Source organism: Macrococcus psychrotolerans, from assembly GCF_038095555.1.
Taxonomy (GTDB): domain Bacteria; phylum Bacillota; class Bacilli; order Staphylococcales; family Staphylococcaceae; genus Macrococcoides; species Macrococcoides psychrotolerans.
Genome location: NZ_CP124591.1, coordinates 1,530,494 through 1,546,712 on the forward strand (window position 1 = coordinate 1,530,494; position 16,219 = coordinate 1,546,712).

The 16,219-nt window shown below is 35.3% G+C and carries 17 protein-coding genes; 4 read left to right on the top strand and 13 right to left on the bottom strand.

The features are described 5' to 3' along the window. Nucleotides 1-22: 22 nt before the first annotated feature. From QA539_RS07820 to QA539_RS07840, 5 genes are read right to left on the bottom strand one after another with little or no spacing between them, the layout of a single operon-like run. Complete coding sequence (locus QA539_RS07820; RefSeq protein ID WP_419895047.1) at nt 23-1,057, bottom strand: phospholipase D family protein; 1,035 nt, start codon at nt 1,055-1,057, stop codon at nt 23-25. After that, on the bottom strand, nt 996-1,700 hold the full coding sequence (locus QA539_RS07825) for a hypothetical protein (RefSeq protein WP_419895048.1): 705 nt from the start codon (nt 1,698-1,700) through the stop codon (nt 996-998). Before QA539_RS07825 ends, QA539_RS07820 begins: the two co-directional genes overlap by 62 nt. Continuing rightward, nucleotides 1,697-2,644: a hypothetical protein gene (locus tag QA539_RS07830; RefSeq protein ID WP_419895049.1), complete on the bottom strand. Its 948-nt coding sequence runs from the start codon at nt 2,642-2,644 to the stop codon at nt 1,697-1,699. The genes QA539_RS07825 and QA539_RS07830 overlap by 4 nt, the downstream gene beginning before the upstream one ends. Then, the gene (locus QA539_RS07835) at nt 2,644-4,593 is read right to left on the bottom strand and encodes a hypothetical protein (RefSeq protein ID WP_419895050.1); all 1,950 of its coding nucleotides are present in this window, start codon (nt 4,591-4,593) and stop codon (nt 2,644-2,646) included. Before QA539_RS07835 ends, QA539_RS07830 begins: the two co-directional genes overlap by 1 nt. Continuing rightward, on the bottom strand, nt 4,580-7,333 hold the full coding sequence (locus QA539_RS07840) for a Z1 domain-containing protein (RefSeq protein WP_419895051.1): 2,754 nt from the start codon (nt 7,331-7,333) through the stop codon (nt 4,580-4,582). The genes QA539_RS07835 and QA539_RS07840 overlap by 14 nt, the downstream gene beginning before the upstream one ends. 182 nt (nt 7,334-7,515) lie before the next feature. Between QA539_RS07840 and QA539_RS07845 the strand changes: the two genes are divergently transcribed. Beyond that, nucleotides 7,516-8,301 (top strand): putative hydro-lyase, encoded by a 786-nt coding sequence (locus QA539_RS07845; protein WP_419895052.1) that lies wholly within the window; start codon nt 7,516-7,518, stop codon nt 8,299-8,301. 19 nt (nt 8,302-8,320) lie between these two features. Here the strand turns inward: QA539_RS07845 and QA539_RS07850 are convergent, their stop codons facing one another. The 8 genes from QA539_RS07850 to fmdA all read right to left on the bottom strand — a co-directional run bounded on the left by QA539_RS07850 (nt 8,321) and on the right by fmdA (nt 13,906). Continuing rightward, nucleotides 8,321-8,509, bottom strand: coding sequence for a hypothetical protein (locus QA539_RS07850; RefSeq protein WP_419895053.1), 189 nt, complete (start codon nt 8,507-8,509; stop codon nt 8,321-8,323). A 142-nt stretch (nt 8,510-8,651) separates the two neighbouring features. After that, a complete protein-coding gene (locus QA539_RS07855) occupies nt 8,652-9,290 on the bottom strand; it encodes an ABC transporter ATP-binding protein (RefSeq protein ID WP_419895054.1) in 639 nt (212 codons plus the stop codon). Then, on the bottom strand, nt 9,287-10,060 hold the full coding sequence (locus QA539_RS07860) for an ABC transporter permease (protein WP_419895055.1): 774 nt from the start codon (nt 10,058-10,060) through the stop codon (nt 9,287-9,289). The genes QA539_RS07855 and QA539_RS07860 overlap by 4 nt, the downstream gene beginning before the upstream one ends. Further along, nucleotides 10,057-10,506, bottom strand: a complete 450-nt coding sequence (locus QA539_RS07865; protein WP_419895056.1) for a nitrous oxide reductase accessory protein NosL — start codon at nt 10,504-10,506, stop codon at nt 10,057-10,059. Before QA539_RS07865 ends, QA539_RS07860 begins: the two co-directional genes overlap by 4 nt. Next, nucleotides 10,503-11,594, bottom strand: coding sequence for a right-handed parallel beta-helix repeat-containing protein (locus QA539_RS07870; protein WP_419895057.1), 1,092 nt, complete (start codon nt 11,592-11,594; stop codon nt 10,503-10,505). The genes QA539_RS07865 and QA539_RS07870 overlap by 4 nt, the downstream gene beginning before the upstream one ends. Continuing rightward, on the bottom strand, nt 11,557-12,159 hold the full coding sequence (locus tag QA539_RS07875; protein WP_219492861.1) for a nitrous oxide reductase accessory protein NosL: 603 nt from the start codon (nt 12,157-12,159) through the stop codon (nt 11,557-11,559). Before QA539_RS07875 ends, QA539_RS07870 begins: the two co-directional genes overlap by 38 nt. Before the next feature lie 289 nt (nt 12,160-12,448). Then, entirely contained in the window at nt 12,449-12,703 is a 255-nt protein-coding gene (locus QA539_RS07880; RefSeq protein ID WP_419895058.1) for a hypothetical protein, read from the bottom strand. A 15-nt stretch (nt 12,704-12,718) separates the two neighbouring features. Further along, on the bottom strand, nt 12,719-13,906 hold the full coding sequence (gene fmdA / locus QA539_RS07885; RefSeq protein WP_219492864.1) for a formamidase: 1,188 nt from the start codon (nt 13,904-13,906) through the stop codon (nt 12,719-12,721). Between the two features lie 198 nt (nt 13,907-14,104). Here fmdA and QA539_RS07890 point away from each other — a divergent pair, with 198 nt between their 5' ends. The 3 genes from QA539_RS07890 to arsC are packed head-to-tail and all read left to right on the top strand — an operon-like array spanning nt 14,105 to nt 16,124. Continuing rightward, entirely contained in the window at nt 14,105-14,422 is a 318-nt protein-coding gene (locus QA539_RS07890) for an ArsR/SmtB family transcription factor (protein ID WP_101044771.1), read from the top strand. Continuing rightward, complete coding sequence (arsB, locus tag QA539_RS07895) at nt 14,422-15,711, top strand: arsenite efflux transporter membrane subunit ArsB (RefSeq protein WP_219494848.1); 1,290 nt, start codon at nt 14,422-14,424, stop codon at nt 15,709-15,711. The genes QA539_RS07890 and arsB overlap by 1 nt, the downstream gene beginning before the upstream one ends. 17 nt (nt 15,712-15,728) lie before the next feature. Continuing rightward, complete coding sequence (gene arsC / locus QA539_RS07900) at nt 15,729-16,124, top strand: arsenate reductase (thioredoxin) (RefSeq protein WP_099483766.1); 396 nt, start codon at nt 15,729-15,731, stop codon at nt 16,122-16,124. Nucleotides 16,125-16,219 lie beyond the last annotated feature (95 nt).

Below are 16,219 nucleotides of genomic sequence, written 5' to 3' on the forward strand. Positions count from 1 at the left end.
TGTAACCAACACTTTCTATTCATTAATTTAATTCACCGTAAAACATTGAATAATTATCTTCATCAATTTTTACAATAGTGATCTTAGTACTCCCTGCATCCAATAAATCATTATAACTTATTGGACGTACTTCTGCTAACTTTAATTCTCTTCTTATAAAATCATAAAGACTACCATCTAATAGCTCTAATCCACGTCTAGAGTCTTTGGTTAAATGAGCTGTATATCTTTCATTATACTTTGTGTGAACAAAGAAAGTATCTTCTCTGTTGTTAAAAAAATCTTTAATTCTGTTCTTATTATTTGAAATAAAGACACCTGAATTAGATTGATTAAAACCTGAATTTATTCCTCTTGTATTCCAAAGTGAATCATTTTCCAGCAGTATGTCAAAACAAATTTTATCTTCATACATATATCTTTTTGAATTTTTTATTTTTAATAGAATTTTTTGATGTTCTTTTCTATTCGCCTTTTGAATAAAATTTTGTTCTTCTTTTCTATTATTATTTAAACTTTTTACATGTTTGCTATATAATAAATCTTCATATTCCATATTTACTAATGGAACGTATCGTTCTATTTTTTCATCTAAACAATGCATATAATTTAAGTCATCAATACATTCATCCAATTTATATTCCACTTCAAACAAATTTTCAATATTTTTAAAGAATCCATTTTCCGAGAAATTTGCAGATCCTGAATAAACCACTTTTTCGTTTTCTTTTAAAAACTCATAAATTTTCATATGATTAAAAGGATGATTTACAAGATAGTAAACGTTAATATTCTTATTACTATCAGACAAAGCTCGATATTTATCATGATTGTAGTGAGAGATTCCATCTAACGCCATTCCAATATAGAGATTAATTTTTAGATGTGAATTCATACTCAATACTTTTTCAAGAAAGTTTGCTGATGCATAACCACTAATAATATTCAGTTCTTGAGTATCGAAGATGTTTTTTTCAATAATTTCTTCAAACAAGTTATTCTGTATCATTAATTTCAGCATGGACACTTTCAAAAAGATTTTCAACGTATACTTCAATTCCACCCTCAATTAGTTCTGGTGAAATAGTCAGTAGTCTTGCAGTATTCAACTTTAATACTTGCCTGAATATATTTCGGGTTGGATCAGAAACATCTCCATACTGTCTCATTAATTCTCTATAGAGTTCTATATGATAACCGATACCTGGTCTCTCTACTAACTGCAAAATAGTATCTGTAGAATTTCCACTTAAGATTTTAAGTGTTGATTCTTCATCACCTTGCCAAGATAATGCAATATACCACCAAATTGTTTTCAACCAGATACGTCTTGAAATCTTGTAAAAGTGATCTTCGTTCATACCCCATCTTGAATGTACAACATCAGGTATCACATGTAATGAAAGATATCTCCACACATCATCGTTAGTAGCAACTCTATTAGTAAATCCAATGTCTTCATTAAGGATTTGATATAGCTTAAGTCCAAATGTAAAATCAAATTTATAGTCCAATTTATTCGCAACGTCGAAGAAATGTCTATCAAAAACTTCATCTCTAGCTTCAATCAACTTTCTTCTCAGCTCTTCGTAATCATTAGATAATTTAATTGGAATTATTTCATTTGATTTAACTTCTAATAAATCAAAATCCTTCTTCGCCTGATTTAAACTGTAATTAACAGTTTCCCATATTATCATCGCTCATCACCACCAGCTCTAGAGTTTAACTTTCTCAATATGGATTCAGTAATCGAGAATGTATCAGCAGTATTTACTTCGAAAGTCTTTACCCAATAACTTACAACACTATATATACTGTCGTGACTGTTATCAACTTCACCATTTATTTCATATTTTTCGACATTAACAACTTCATTTATAATCATAGCCATTGATTGTCCAATAATATCAGTCATATAGTAACGACTAAGATTTGTCTTTTCTTCTTTTAGAAATCTAAACATTGGATGCACCGTATTAAGTGAAAGATTCACAAAATTAATATTAAACGGTTCGTAAGCCGCATCTGTCCAGTTTTTATTAACTTTCCATAACGGACCATTCTTTTCCTCAAACTCAGTAATCGGGAATACAGAACCCTCTCCATCAAAAATAAATAAATATGAAAACAGATTATCTACTGTAACTGACATGCCTTGATGTTGTGCATGTAAAGGGAATTTTTCTTTTAATTCTTTAACATAAATATAAAAATCCAAATTTAAGCTTCCTCTTAATTCTTCTTTTTTAAATTGATGTTTAAAATGAAGTCGCACACTGTTCTCAGAATACTCAATCTTGTCAAAGCTTATAGTCTTTTGAAAAAAAGAAGTCTTGGAATGTAAATGTGCAGCCATTGCGAGCGTATTGTTTTTTTGCGTAACACCATCTTCTCCAAATAGAACTGCAGGATTTTTAATATCAAAGCTAATTTCAATACTCAAACCGTGTTCAGATGGTGTCCACTTTTCATCGAATTCATTAATCGTGATAATGTTAGATTCACATTTTTCTAAATCAATTATCTCTCTTTTGTCACTGACAAAATAATATAATTCCGGCATAGATACCGTGATACCAGCTTTTTCTTTTAAATTATCATTAATCTTTCTATAAAGTGAAATCTGATTACTCATAGCCATTAATTCATTTCCTCACTTTGCTTTGTATTTCTTATTGCAATAGAAGGAATGTAAATATTATCAAATGATTTAATAATTGCTCTTCCTTGTACGTTCATATCATGTTCAATTTCATTCTTAATATTAAAGCTATATTTAAATTGTTCTATATCCAATTGATTAGCTTCTTCTATCTCTATGATTTCAAACTGAAAAGGGAACTTAATATCGTCTCCCATCGCTTTGCTCCAACTTAGTGAATCCATTCTCTGATCCTGTGTTAATACTTGTAAAAAAACTGTAGATTTAACATTTTTCTTCAAATGTAATTCAAAGTCTATTTCAACTTCATTTGTAGATATAGGATTTGAATTTATAACACTTATATCAACTTTTCTATTTTTTGGTTTTTCACCTTTTTCTACTGCTGGTTGTGGTGGTGTACCTATTTTCCCATAATTCTTAGGTGGCAACAGACTTCCAAACTTTCTTGCTAATCCTGATGTCATTGTTCTTCCTAAATTTGAATCTACTTCTTGATACGCATTTTCAATAATACCTTTAGAGATTTTTTTCATTCGGTTTATAATGCCAACTTTATCAGCGTCAGTCCAATTCGCATGGTCTGCATTCTCGGTTGCTCTCAAATATGACTCAATATCTTTGTATCCCATTTTTTTATATTTCTCATTCAATTCAGCTTGAGAATTCGGAACAAAAAAGGCTAATAGCATATGATTTTCCTTCTGAATAGGGGCCGCTGGAAGCCACTCAGAACCTGTTGAATACTCAACAATCATACCAGGCTTTCTGCAATAAGCCATTACCTTTGCATTATGATTTTCATTATTTACATGCTTTAAATTTAAATAATTTAACCCTTTATCTCTATTATAAGGTGGTAATGATTCTAACATGTGCTCATCAACTTCTATAAACGATACATATCCTACACTTTGCCCACTATCCAATAATGGCGAACGTGGAAATACGACTTTTTCCGTAATTATACCTTCTCTAATACTCTCTCCTTTTAAGCTAGAAGAATATAAATCCTGAAAATATTTGAAAATTGGCTCAAAGCCTAATTGGTTTACTTCAATATTATTTACGAAACATGAAAGGTAAGATGCATTGAACTCTTTTGCATATGTTTTGTTATTTAATCTTGGTGAATACCATCTTTTTACTGCGAGCTTCAAATCATCTTCTATACTTTCAATAAAGTTTGATGTATTATCGTAACTATTTTTTAAAAAAGGAATAATAATTGTTGTACCAGTTTCATCTTCTTTATAACGGTCTAGGTTCAATGTTGAAAGAAGCTTCTCAATTTGATCACTATCAGTTATCGGAAGTAATCTTTCTTCATCTTCCCCATATGTTCCCCACCAGGCAATCCCTCGGTCACTTTCCTTTAGAAGTTGATTACCTTTTTTAGGACTTTCAATTAATGATGCTACCAACCTTTCTTCATAGTTACCGTTAATCTTAATTCTTGTATAGTATATAACGAGTCCAGTACCCATTCTGAAATAGGAAGTTTTACCTAACCCCCAACTGCCTCCTGCTCCTTCTTTTTGCTGATTTTTCCCAATTCCAAATACCAGCTTATGAAAGTTGCTAGAATCTAATTCTTTTGCATCATTTGATAAATAGTCACCTGTTAACCCATATGTATACTTATCTTTAATTGCCAGTACATACTCTTCATTATCAAATCTATTATTAAGTTCATCAGTGATTTTCTCAAAGTACGGTGATAGTTCTTTTGTTTTAAAGCTTTTTACAATATAGTCAACTTCAGTTTTTTCTTCGTTATCTTTTGTAGCATCCAGGCTGTTCTGTAATGATTCTCTTACAAGTAAATCAATCATCGGCATACTGTTATTTTGCAATGATCTTAATATTGCATCGCCGTCTTGTGACATACTTTGAGGATCATTTGGTGCAATTTTAATCTTCATCATCAAAAAACTCCTCATCATCAAATTCTTCTACTTTTAAATTAGCTTGTATAGTCTTTGCAGTATTTTTATTCCTAGTTCTACCAGGGATAGATATATTAATACCAATGATATCCTCAGGGAAGTTTAAATTAACCCTATTGCCATTCGAACCTTTGTATTCCGTTTGACCTTTATCAATTTTGTATATAATTAATTGTGGTGTTTCACCCAAGCCATTTGCTTCTCTAATGATATTTATCTTCTTACTTTCTATACTCTTCAATTCTTCAGCAGATAAATCTTCCACATCTATTAATAAATCTTTTGGTGCACGTAAAACACCTATATTCGCAATTTTTTCGGTGCTTCTCTTTTCGTATTTCGTACGAACTACACTTTTCGGTGACATTCCATGAATATTCCAATTTTCATCTAATGGTTCATTCTTGATATCGCCAATCGATGACAGGATTACATTCCATCCTTCAAATACAGTTTCATTTTTTTCAAGCCATTCAATCAGAGATGGAATACTAGACATTTTTATATCATCTTTATAAACATTAAATCTATTTAAATAGTCAACCACTGCCTGATTATTCACATTTCTCCAAATCAATCTGTTTTTATCTTTAATCTCAGGCATTTCTAAACTATTCAGGAAGTTGCTTGTTAATGACAAGTTACTTAATAATTTTTCCAAATCATTCTCAAAGTATATAGTTTGAGCACTGTAACCCTTAAAATCAAATTCTACAGTCGTAGCAGACTGCATTTTATTGTTAGAAGTTATCTTTATTAAATTATAATCTGGAGAATTTTTTATTTTTGGAGCTATCGCACTCGGACTAAAACCCTTCGTTGCATATTCAGAAATTACATCTTTCAGTTCTTCATTCATTTGAGACAAAAACTGAAATCTTTCTATAGCAACATCTTCTAACCATACTCTTGGAAAGACTTCATATTTCTTTCTATAACCAAACCAACGTCCCATCTGCATTAAAGTATCAGCTTGTTTTGTTGTTCTTAAGAAGAATGTTGAAACTAAACCTTCAATTGTTAGACCTCGAGACAAAGTATTTCCACCAATTACGATAAATGCCGGAGCAACACTTTCTTCTTTAGTCGGATAAATTAAACGAACATTTTTTCCATCTGAGGTACTACTGCTATTATCAATTGCTAAATGTATACCTTTAGTAAATTTAGGAAGACCCGATTCATCTATCTGAACATGATTAATAAAATCGTTATCTGTCTGTTCTAAAATCAAAAATTCAAGGTGACTCAATACAGTTGACCACTTTGGATATTCTGGAACAGATACTTGACTTGAATATAAAGGCATACCTTGAAGAAAGGTATCACGATTGAATTCATTTTTTTCAGTTTCATATTGATGCTTCAATATTTTTTCATAACTTTTAAAATTATTTCTTATGTCTATTAAATAATTTTCAATAAATTTTGATAATATTTCGTGGTGTACTACTCTAAAGCTTGTATGAATAAGCATTGAAATCGGCTTTTTATATTTTCTAGAACGCATTGCCGCTACACATAACAGAAACCAATTGAGCGCGTCCTTTAGACTATCCGGTAACTCAAATGATTCTCCATCATGAATTTGCTTAATGATTCCTATGTCAGCAGGTGATATTCTCCTCACAATCTCAACTGGTGGATTCATTTCTGGTTCCTCTGCTCCAAATATTTGTTTCGGTCCAATATAATCCTCAGATTCTTCCAGTAATATAATGAAATCCTTCGGATATAAAGACTTATTATCTACTTCATTCAGAACATTTGCATAAGGAGTTGCAGTGTAAGATATATAATTCATCCCACCAAATGCGTCATCATTAACTAAATCTTTTATTAGTTTATTGATAGTTGTTGGATTCTCATCTTCAATTTTATTAGTATTCACACTAGCCTGATCTGCTTCATCATCAATGATAAGTATTTTAAGTTGCTTCGCCTTATTCTTATCCTGCTTAATCCATTTTATAAGTTTTTCAAGTCTCGTTTTATTTTTTAAAGTAACGGTCATATAACGATCATATTTATCAGGTCCCAGGTCAAACTTTGAAATATCATGGTTAACGATACCGTCTCTCACATTTGGATTATTGATTACATTCCATTTAAACTTACTGTTACCCGCAGTTTGTAAATCGTTAAAAAGACGATCCGTAGTCTGCTTTCTTAAATTTTCAATAACACCAGATAAAACAATAAAAAAGTTAAAACCATTATCCGCTGCCATAGCAATCAATCCTGCCATATTTGCAGTCTTACCTGATTGAACATTACCGACAACCAATCCTTTGACAGGACCAGTTTCTTCAGTTGTCATCGATAAATTTTTCAGAATTTCAAAACTTGAATTCTGGATATTGTATATAGATTTTTCAGAAAGATTTTTCTTTTTCAATTTTTCTTTATATTGTTGCCAACAAGAAAAAGTCTCAGTTGAGATAATAGCATTGTTCTTAACATTACTCCCTAGTTTTACAACTTCATGCTCTGCATATCTTTCACTAATCTCATCAATAATTTCATACCAATTATCTATCGTAAATTTTTCATTTCTTAATCCACAAAATCTTTTTATTTGCTTCAGTGATTCTTCTGGCGACTCATCTTCTTCTTCATAAATATAATCTTTTATTTGCGCCCAGGAATAATCTTCATTTAAATATAAGTCTTCGATAAACGTTTTTAATCTTGCATATTTAATGTCATCAAATTTCACGTCTAAACATCCTATTCTAACAATATTTTTATACTATTTATTAATATTTTACCTTATATTATGATCATAGTTAATATCAAATCCGAGTTTATTATCTGTATTTAACACTTAATGATATAATTTTGAAAATATTCTTTATTTTATATACAATTATTATAAACTATTCACAAAGGGGTGCTACTATGAATTTACAATCTGCTCTACCATCTGAAATTCGCGCTTTGATTCGCGACAACAAACTCATCCAGCATACGTCTGGCATGGCTAAGGGGTACATCCAGGCGAATGTTGTGATATTGCCTGAACGTTATGCTTATGATTTCCTTAAGTTCTGTTACCGTAATCCAAAGTCTTGTCCTTTACTAGATATTACTGAGGTTGGGGAATTTTCTTTTCCGAAGTATGGTCCTGATGCGGATATTCGCACTGATGTGGGTGAATACTATGTCTATCGTGATGGCGTGCATGTTGAGACGCGTCATGATATTAAGGATCTATATCGTGAGGATATGGTAGCTTTCATTATTGGCTGTAGCTTTACATTTGAGCATGCGTTGCTGGATGCTGATATTCCTGTGCGTCATATAGAGGAAGGTCATAATGTGCCGATGTATATTACGAATATTCCTACTGAACAAAGTGGTGTCTTCCACGGACCTACAACAGTGAGCATGCGTCCGATGACAATGGCTCAGGCGATTCGAGCGACTGAGATTACAACGCATTTCAAAGGTGCACATGGTGCTCCGCTTCATATCGGCGATCCTGCTGCAATCGGCATCAAAGATATTAGTAACCCTGACTTCGGGGAAGCTGTAGAGATACGCGACGGCGAGGTTCCTGTATTCTGGGGATGCGGCGTAACACCTCAGTCAGTGTGTCTGAATGTTAAGCCTGAACTGATGATTACTCATGCGCCAGGATACATGTTTATCACCGATATTAAAGAAAGTGAATTGCTGTATTAAAATAAGCAAAACCCATCACTTATTGTGGTGGGTTTTGCTTTGCTTCAAGATATGCAATTCTTTCTTCTAATTCTTTAATTTTTATATTTTGCTGTAGTATCATGTTTTTATTTGGTAGATTTCTAATATATTTTTTTATGAGATACACAACTGTTATATAAATCCACAACATTAATAATACAAATGCAATGAACATTATCCAATCCATATATTCAACTCCTAATATTTTGCTTATTATCAGTTAATGATATAAGAGTGTTTGCGTAATATCTATCTCGAAATTGGTGCCGTGACAAATTCACGCTCATTTTCCGCCTCGAAATTGGCACCATGCCAATTTCGCTCCCCTATCATATGCCACGATAGAGCTTAATCAGCGATTCGACATCCTCAAAGTGATTCTCAGATTGATGGACGATCAGCCCATCTCTCAGAACATACAGTTCATCTGCGATTGCCTGCGCAAAATCGAGTTGATGTGTCGTTATGAATAGCGTCTTCCCTTGTGCCTTTTGCTCACGAATTATATCCTGCAGCTTGAATATCCATAATGGATCTAAACCATTTGTCGGTTCATCCATAATGATAAATGATGCGTCTCCAATTAAGATTTGTGCGAGGTTGAGGCGTTGTCGCATGCCTTTAGATAATGATTTAACAAATTGTTCTCGATTATCATCTAGTCCAACTTGTGCTAATACATCATTTGATGTGCTGCCTTTAATTCTTTGAAGCATCTTAATGATTTCGCTGATTTTCAAGTATGGGGGAAACTGCAGGTCATCAGGCATATAGTTGATTTGTTCTGGTACTTGAAATGTGCCTGTCTTCGCTTTTAGTTCACCAAGCATGAGTTTGATGAGTGTACTCTTTCCGGCACCATTCTCTCCTATCATCACATGCACTTTACCTGTGCCGAGGTGCATTGTGACTGGCCCGAATGTCTTCTGTTTATTATATTTGAATTGTAATTGCTGTACGTCTATCATTTACTTCTCCTCACCCTTAACATCGTAATATAGCTCAATACGAGCGGTACACCGATAAATAACATAATGTTGATATATAGGATGTAGTGACCAATGCCTTTCAGCCAGTTACTGTAATTGTAGAATCCTGGTCCAAGTAATGCGAGTTGCTCTGTCCAGTAATAGTACAGCATGCGGATAAGGTCGACTGGATTGAGATGAATATTTGCTACTAATGCTTGAAAGAGCATCTGTCGGTTCAATTGATCATTCAATGCAATGATTGTAAATGGGATGATGAGTAGCCACAGCGTCCAGAAACAGAGTGCAATACCAATTGCACTGAGTCGATTTCTTGAGATGATGCCAATCCATACTGCGATACTTGAGAATATGAGAATCATTATGAATGATAATAATATGAAGACAAATTCCATATGTACACCGATAATGATACCCATCACGATACTGATGGCGAGCATCATTGTATAGAGCAGTACGATAGTAATATAGTGGCCGAATATATAGGTTCTATAACGCATCGGATAAGTCTTCAGCAGCTTCAGCCATCCTGTTTCATTATGATGTGCTACGGTCATACTGCCGATAGATAGAATGAATAATGGGACGATCAGCAGTTCAATACTGAGCGCATAGTTCATCTGAAATAGATTGGAGTGTTCTGTCCCTGTTTGAAATAAGCTTGCGAGTATAAATGTAATGATATAGATGATTGCTGTGATATAGAACACCGGATTACGCAGACTTTGTTTCAGTTCCATCCAGATCATGCGTGAATGCCCCACTTAAATGATTTCAGATCATTGAATTGCAGCTGTTTGCTATTTTTATACTTTTTCATAAAGGTATCTCTATTCGCTTCTGTTTCAAATGCTGCTACACCATAGTTCATCGGAGTCCAGATGTCTTTGTTGTAAATGTAGAATGCTTTCGTTGCGTCTATCCATTTATCTTTCTTGTAGTCTTTCACATACATCATACCGATATCGTCTTTATTCTCTTTATTATAATGTTCCATCATACAGCCGATATCATCAAAGATCAGATGATCTTCGTTGTTGTAGATCATCTGCGCTGCCTGCTCCGGATGATCGATCATCATATTGCATACGACACATTTATCTGTCTTCTGATTGATGTCACGTGGACTTAAGTCAGGTTTGCCACAACCTGCGAGCAGAATTGCTGTAATCAATAATGTAATGATATATTTCATCGTATCCTCCTTAATGTTAATAGAATGATTGCTAAGCTGCATAATAGAATGGGGAGCCAAATGTTAAGTTGTATATTGCGAGATAGCATTTGTGGACTTGTATCCTGATAGCCGGATTCTAACGTAATACTCTTATCTTCTATCCATTGCAGCAGAATGTGAAGCGGGCCATTCTGAAAGAAATTTAATGTTGTATCCTTCACCATCGCCTCCCCTAATAAGTTGCTGAAACGCTTTGGTGTATCTCCTATGCCATCACCATCCAGATCCATTATAGATGGGTCGTCATACATATTATTGCGGAACTGATGCTGCTGTTCATCGATATTCGCAATCGATATATTATTGCCGAAACGATTGTCCTGTATCGGGATATCCGACTGATAAATTTCGATACTATTGAGATTACGTTCGAAATCATTTTTAGTAATATGACCCTTTGTCATCTCTTGTACGCTCAGAGCCGTACTGTTTTGAATGAACTGATTGTTCTTTACGTGTATATCCGTACTCTTATAGAGCGTCATCCCTGTTGCGTTCAATACTTGCTGATCCGCAATCTTATTATGTGTAATCTTAATGTTGTCAGATACCATCAGCATAATACCTGTAACGTTATTGCGTACGACACTGCGCTCTAGTTCACCATTTTCTACATACATGAAATGGATGCCATATCGATTATTTCTAGAAGATATATTGCGCATATTAACGCGTTCAACATGTTCAAGGTAGACGCCGTCCTTTGTATGAGAGATATCTATATTATCCAGTTTTATTTGTGATGAATTCTCAATATGAATCCCATTTGCTTTTCCATTGCCGATTATCTTAATATTTTTTAGTATAACGTCGCGGCTATTCGAAATGGTGATCGGTGGTGCTGAACCAGAATAGCGTATCGTTATATTTTCAATCGTCGTATGATCTTTAGTAATATGAATCGGTTCCGTCACAGCTTTCTCGCTATGTGCGTTCGCATGTGCATCGACATGACACAGAATAATCGCAAGAAAGAGACAAATAAAGATTATCTGTCCCTTCGTTGTTCTATTCACTGTGATGTTCATGACTTTCGTGACTTTCATTCATATCTTTCATCTTTTTGTGCTTCTCCATAAAGCGCATCATTGCTTTCTGATCAACAGCAGCAAGCTGCTCTACTTCAGTATGATGCTCATGTGCAAATGCCTGTGCATCCTTATCTTCTTTAAAGCTCGCGATACCCACATTCATCGGTGTCTTAATCTCACCTTTAACAAACTTCGCATCGCTGACATTGATCCATTCTGATGTCTTGTGGTCACGTACAAACTTCGCTTTCATCTTCTTGTCCGACTTACGCTCATAGTTTAAGAGACAGAACAGGTCATCGAAGAAATAGTTCTTACCATCTTCTCCTATCGCTTGTGCTGAATATTTACCCATAGCATCAGACTTTTGATAGACTTTCATATCACACGCAGCACATTTTGTATCTTCTTTCGGCTCTTTTAAAGAATAGCCGTCTACTTTAGTCGTCTGCTGGTCCGCTTTAATCTGCTCAGTCTTAGCCGCCGTCTTCTCTTTCGTCTGTTCCGATTGTTTCGTTTCTGCATTACCACACGCCGCAAGTAGTAATGATGTTGCAAGTAGCACTGTTGTCTTTTTCATCTGTATTCCCCCTAATCAATAATTACAATGATAATTTTATAGGAAGGGAGATGCCTTATTTGTATATAAATGTGAATAAATCATGATGAAAGTAAGTCAAAATTTTAAAAATTAAAATCATCGCGTGTAAATTCATGATTTGTCTATGGACATTTGTAAAACTTAGAACAACACTAGGAATTAATGGAAGATCGGTTGAAATTGTTTTCTATCTTGAAATTAGCGTCGTGCCAAATTCACACCTTAATTCCTTACCAAAAAAACACCCCACATGTGTGAGGTGTCACAATTATACTGTCCAAGACATTGGATTCTTATTCTTATTCAAACTTTTAATATTACTCGTCGGTAAGTTTTCTCTTTTAACGACTTTCGGTGTCATGCCTGCGTTAATTCGATTATATAACTTCGGGTCCATATGGTTTGTTCTGAAACTCTTGAATACTCTCGATGTCACTCGTGAGCATTCCGGACATTCATCCTCTTTTAAGTTACTGTTCATTGATTTCCACGTATCATATTGTCCGCATCTTTGGACACTCAAATGTATACTTCGGCATTATTCATCAATCTTTGGAATAATATTATTTGTAAAGATTTCCTTAGGTAGAGATAACGTACAGCATGCATTTGGAATATCTACTATGCCACCAATATTCCCTTGTACAGGTGCTGACCCGAGTAACATATATGCTTGTTCTCCTGTATAGCCGCATGTCTTCAAGAATTCAATCGCATTTAAGCAGGCATTACGGTATGCAGTGTTGGCATCAAGGTAAAGCTGGTCTCCAGAGAATTCATTAACAGAGATCCCTTCGAATACGAGATATTCATTATAATGCGGCATTACTGGCCCTGGTTGGAATGCCGGGTTCTTCTTAATCTTATATTTCTCCATGCCACCTTTAATCACATGGACTTTAAGTTCAATCCATCCAGGAATTTCAATTCCTCCACAGAATGTAATCTCTCCATCACCTTGTGAGAAATGTAGATCTCCTACTGATAGCTTAGCCCCATCAACGAATACTGGGAAATAGACGCGTGAACCTTTTGATAAGTTCTTAATATCACAGTTCCCACCGTTTTCACGAGGCGGCACTGTTCTCGCACCTTCTTTTGCTACGCGATCGAAGTCCGCTCCTTTAAGTGTTCCGAGCACACATGAATCTGGATCTGGCAGCTCTGCAAGCGCTGGTACACGATTCGGGTTAGTGTCTACTAATGCTTTTTCACGGCGATTCCATTCATCTAGCATCTCCTGACTTGGTGCAACACCCATTAATCCTGGATGTATAATTCCTGCGAACTTAACGTTCGGTACGTGACGACTCGTTGCATAGATACCTTCAAAATCCCAGATAGACTTTGCAGCTTTCGGATAGTGTTCGACTAAGAAGCTTCCCCCATTTTCTTTCGCGAATATTCCATTGAATCCCCACTCATGTGCACTGAATGTTCCAATGTCCAGGATATCTACGACAAGTAAGTCGCCAGGCTCCACCCCATTGACATGAACAGGTCCACTCAATACATGGACACGCTTTAAGTTTACCTTTTCGATATCAGATGGATCATCGTTATTGCTTATCTGTCCATCTGTCCAGTCCAGACATTCCATCTTGAAGACCTCACCAGGCTCTACCGAGAATGCTGCCGGAATATCAGGATGCCATCTGTTATGCCCCGGATGTTTTTGCTCATGCATCTTCTTCTTCAAGTCAATTTCAAAAACCTTTTTCGCCATACAAAATCCCCCTTAATTTTTAAAATTACACTTTTAGTTTACTTTAGTTTTCAGAATATTTCAAATTTAATAAAGAGTTTTTGAAATTAGCGCCGTTCACAGCTAATCCCTAGTCATACGAACAATTTTCTAGATTTGTATAGACATTCATCTATATAGATGTTAATCTATGTTTGTATTAAATCAAGGAGGTTTATTATGACTTATAAAGCTTTAGCAGCAACACTGAAAGTATTGTCTGACGCGAGTCGTCTTGAAATATTGGATATACTTTCTTGTGGTGAACGTTGTGCTTGTGATCTACTCGAACACTTCCAGTTTTCACAACCCACACTCAGCCATCATATGAAAACACTCGTGGATCAAGGTTTCGTAACGACATTTAAAGATGGTAACAAACGCATGTATCAGCTGAACCACGATAAGCTGAAGGATATTAACGATCACTTATCTTCACTGAGTGTATCGCAAGAAGCATGTATTTGTAACACGATGAAAAGAGGTGCGTGCCAGTGATGACAGCAGTCGCAATTGCTATATTTCTTATTACGTTAGTCTTTATTATCTGGCAGCCGAAAGGTCTAGACATCGGTATTACAGCAGTTGTCGGTGCGATTATTGCAATTATTACAGGTGTCGTCAGTTTCTCTGACGTACTTGAGGTCACAGGAATCGTGTGGAATGCTACGCTTACGTTTATCGCAGTGATCATCATCTCGCTTATATTAGATGAGATTGGTTTCTTTGAATGGGCAGCCATCCATATGGTCCGCGCCTCACACGGTAATGGTTTCAAGATGTTCGTCTATATTATGCTGCTTGGTGCTATTGTTGCTGCATTCTTTGCTAATGATGGTGCGGCACTGATATTAACACCGATTGTTCTGGCCATGGTGAGACGTCTCGGGTTCAATCAGAAGGTTATCTTCCCGTTTATTATTGCGAGTGGTTTTATCGCAGATACGACATCACTGCCTTTAATCGTCAGCAATCTCGTGAATATCGTCTCTGCGGATTACTTTAACATCGGATTTGTTGAATATGTCAGCCGTATGATTATTCCGAATCTCTTCTCGCTTGTTGCAAGCATCGTTGTTCTGTGGTTATATTTCAGGCAATCGATACCACGTACATTTAATACGGATAATATTGGGACACCTGAAAGTGCGATCAAAGATATGAAACTCTTCAAGATGTCATGGATCGTGCTATTTATTCTCTTCATCGGTTACTTAAGCAGTGAATTTATCAATATCCCTGTTTCACTGATTGCAGGAGTCATTACAATTATCTTTATTGTATTAGCAAGCAAATCCCCTGCTGTTGACACGAGACAAGTTATTAAAGGGGCACCGTGGAACATCGTCTTCTTCTCTATCGGGATGTATCTCGTCGTCTTCGGTCTTAAGAACGTCGGTATCACGACCGTGCTAGCAGATGTGCTTTCTACGATTTCTACATATGGCTTGTTCAGCAGCATCATGGGTATGGGCTTTATCGCTGCATTCCTATCATCTGTGATGAACAATATGCCCACTGTGTTAATTGATGCCATTGCAATTGGTCAGTCCGATGCAACTGGATTATTAAAGGAAGGTATGATCTATGCGAACATTATCGGTTCAGATCTAGGTCCTAAGATTACACCGATTGGCTCACTTGCCACACTGTTATGGCTACATGTACTCTCACAAAAAGGTGTGAAGATTTCATGGGGAACATATTTTAAAACAGGGATTGTCATCACGATTCCAGTTTTATTCGTTACATTGTTCGGACTTTATTTAACATTAATATTATTTTAAAGATTTGAGGGATTTTTATGGAGAAGAAGACACTTTATTTTATTTGTACAGGAAACTCCTGTCGCAGTCAGATGGCTGAAGGATGGGGAAAGCACATTCTAGGAGATACATGGAACGTTTATTCAGCAGGAATTGAAACACATGGTGTGAATCCTAAAGCCATTGAAGCAATGAAAGAGGTGGGAATTGATATCTCTCATCATACATCAGACTTGATCGATCAGGATATTCTAAACAACTCAGACCTCGTCGTTACTTTATGTAGTGATGCGGATAATAATTGTCCAGTTCTGCCACCGAATGTAAAGAAAGAACACTGGGGATTTGATGACCCTGCTGGTAAAGCATGGTCAGAATTCCAACGTGTCAGAGATGAGATTGGTCACGCAATCGAACAATTTAAATTAAGATAGCAAAATGACTGTGCTTGTTACAAGCACAGTCATTTTATATCTAAACTTCCCTTGCAAAATGTTTATAGAAAATTATATTTAATATATAGAATTCA

Coding starts and splice junctions, on each gene's coding strand:
- QA539_RS07845 (WP_419895052.1), top strand. CDS start 7,516: ATGAATTTACAATCTGCTCTACCATCTGAAATTCGCGCTTTGATTCGC.
- QA539_RS07855 (WP_419895054.1), bottom strand. CDS start 9,290: ATGATAGACGTACAGCAATTACAATTCAAATATAATAAACAGAAGACA.
- QA539_RS07860 (WP_419895055.1), bottom strand. CDS start 10,060: ATGATCTGGATGGAACTGAAACAAAGTCTGCGTAATCCGGTGTTCTAT.
- arsB (WP_219494848.1), top strand. CDS start 14,422: ATGACAGCAGTCGCAATTGCTATATTTCTTATTACGTTAGTCTTTATT.
- QA539_RS07870 (WP_419895057.1), bottom strand. CDS start 11,594: ATGAAAGTCACGAAAGTCATGAACATCACAGTGAATAGAACAACGAAG.
- QA539_RS07875 (WP_219492861.1), bottom strand. CDS start 12,159: ATGAAAAAGACAACAGTGCTACTTGCAACATCATTACTACTTGCGGCG.
- QA539_RS07850 (WP_419895053.1), bottom strand. CDS start 8,509: ATGGATTGGATAATGTTCATTGCATTTGTATTATTAATGTTGTGGATT.
- QA539_RS07835 (WP_419895050.1), bottom strand. CDS start 4,593: ATGATGAAGATTAAAATTGCACCAAATGATCCTCAAAGTATGTCACAA.
- QA539_RS07890 (WP_101044771.1), top strand. CDS start 14,105: ATGACTTATAAAGCTTTAGCAGCAACACTGAAAGTATTGTCTGACGCG.
- QA539_RS07830 (WP_419895049.1), bottom strand. CDS start 2,644: ATGGCTATGAGTAATCAGATTTCACTTTATAGAAAGATTAATGATAAT.
- QA539_RS07825 (WP_419895048.1), bottom strand. CDS start 1,700: ATGATAATATGGGAAACTGTTAATTACAGTTTAAATCAGGCGAAGAAG.
- QA539_RS07865 (WP_419895056.1), bottom strand. CDS start 10,506: ATGAAATATATCATTACATTATTGATTACAGCAATTCTGCTCGCAGGT.
- arsC (WP_099483766.1), top strand. CDS start 15,729: ATGGAGAAGAAGACACTTTATTTTATTTGTACAGGAAACTCCTGTCGC.
- fmdA (WP_219492864.1), bottom strand. CDS start 13,906: ATGGCGAAAAAGGTTTTTGAAATTGACTTGAAGAAGAAGATGCATGAG.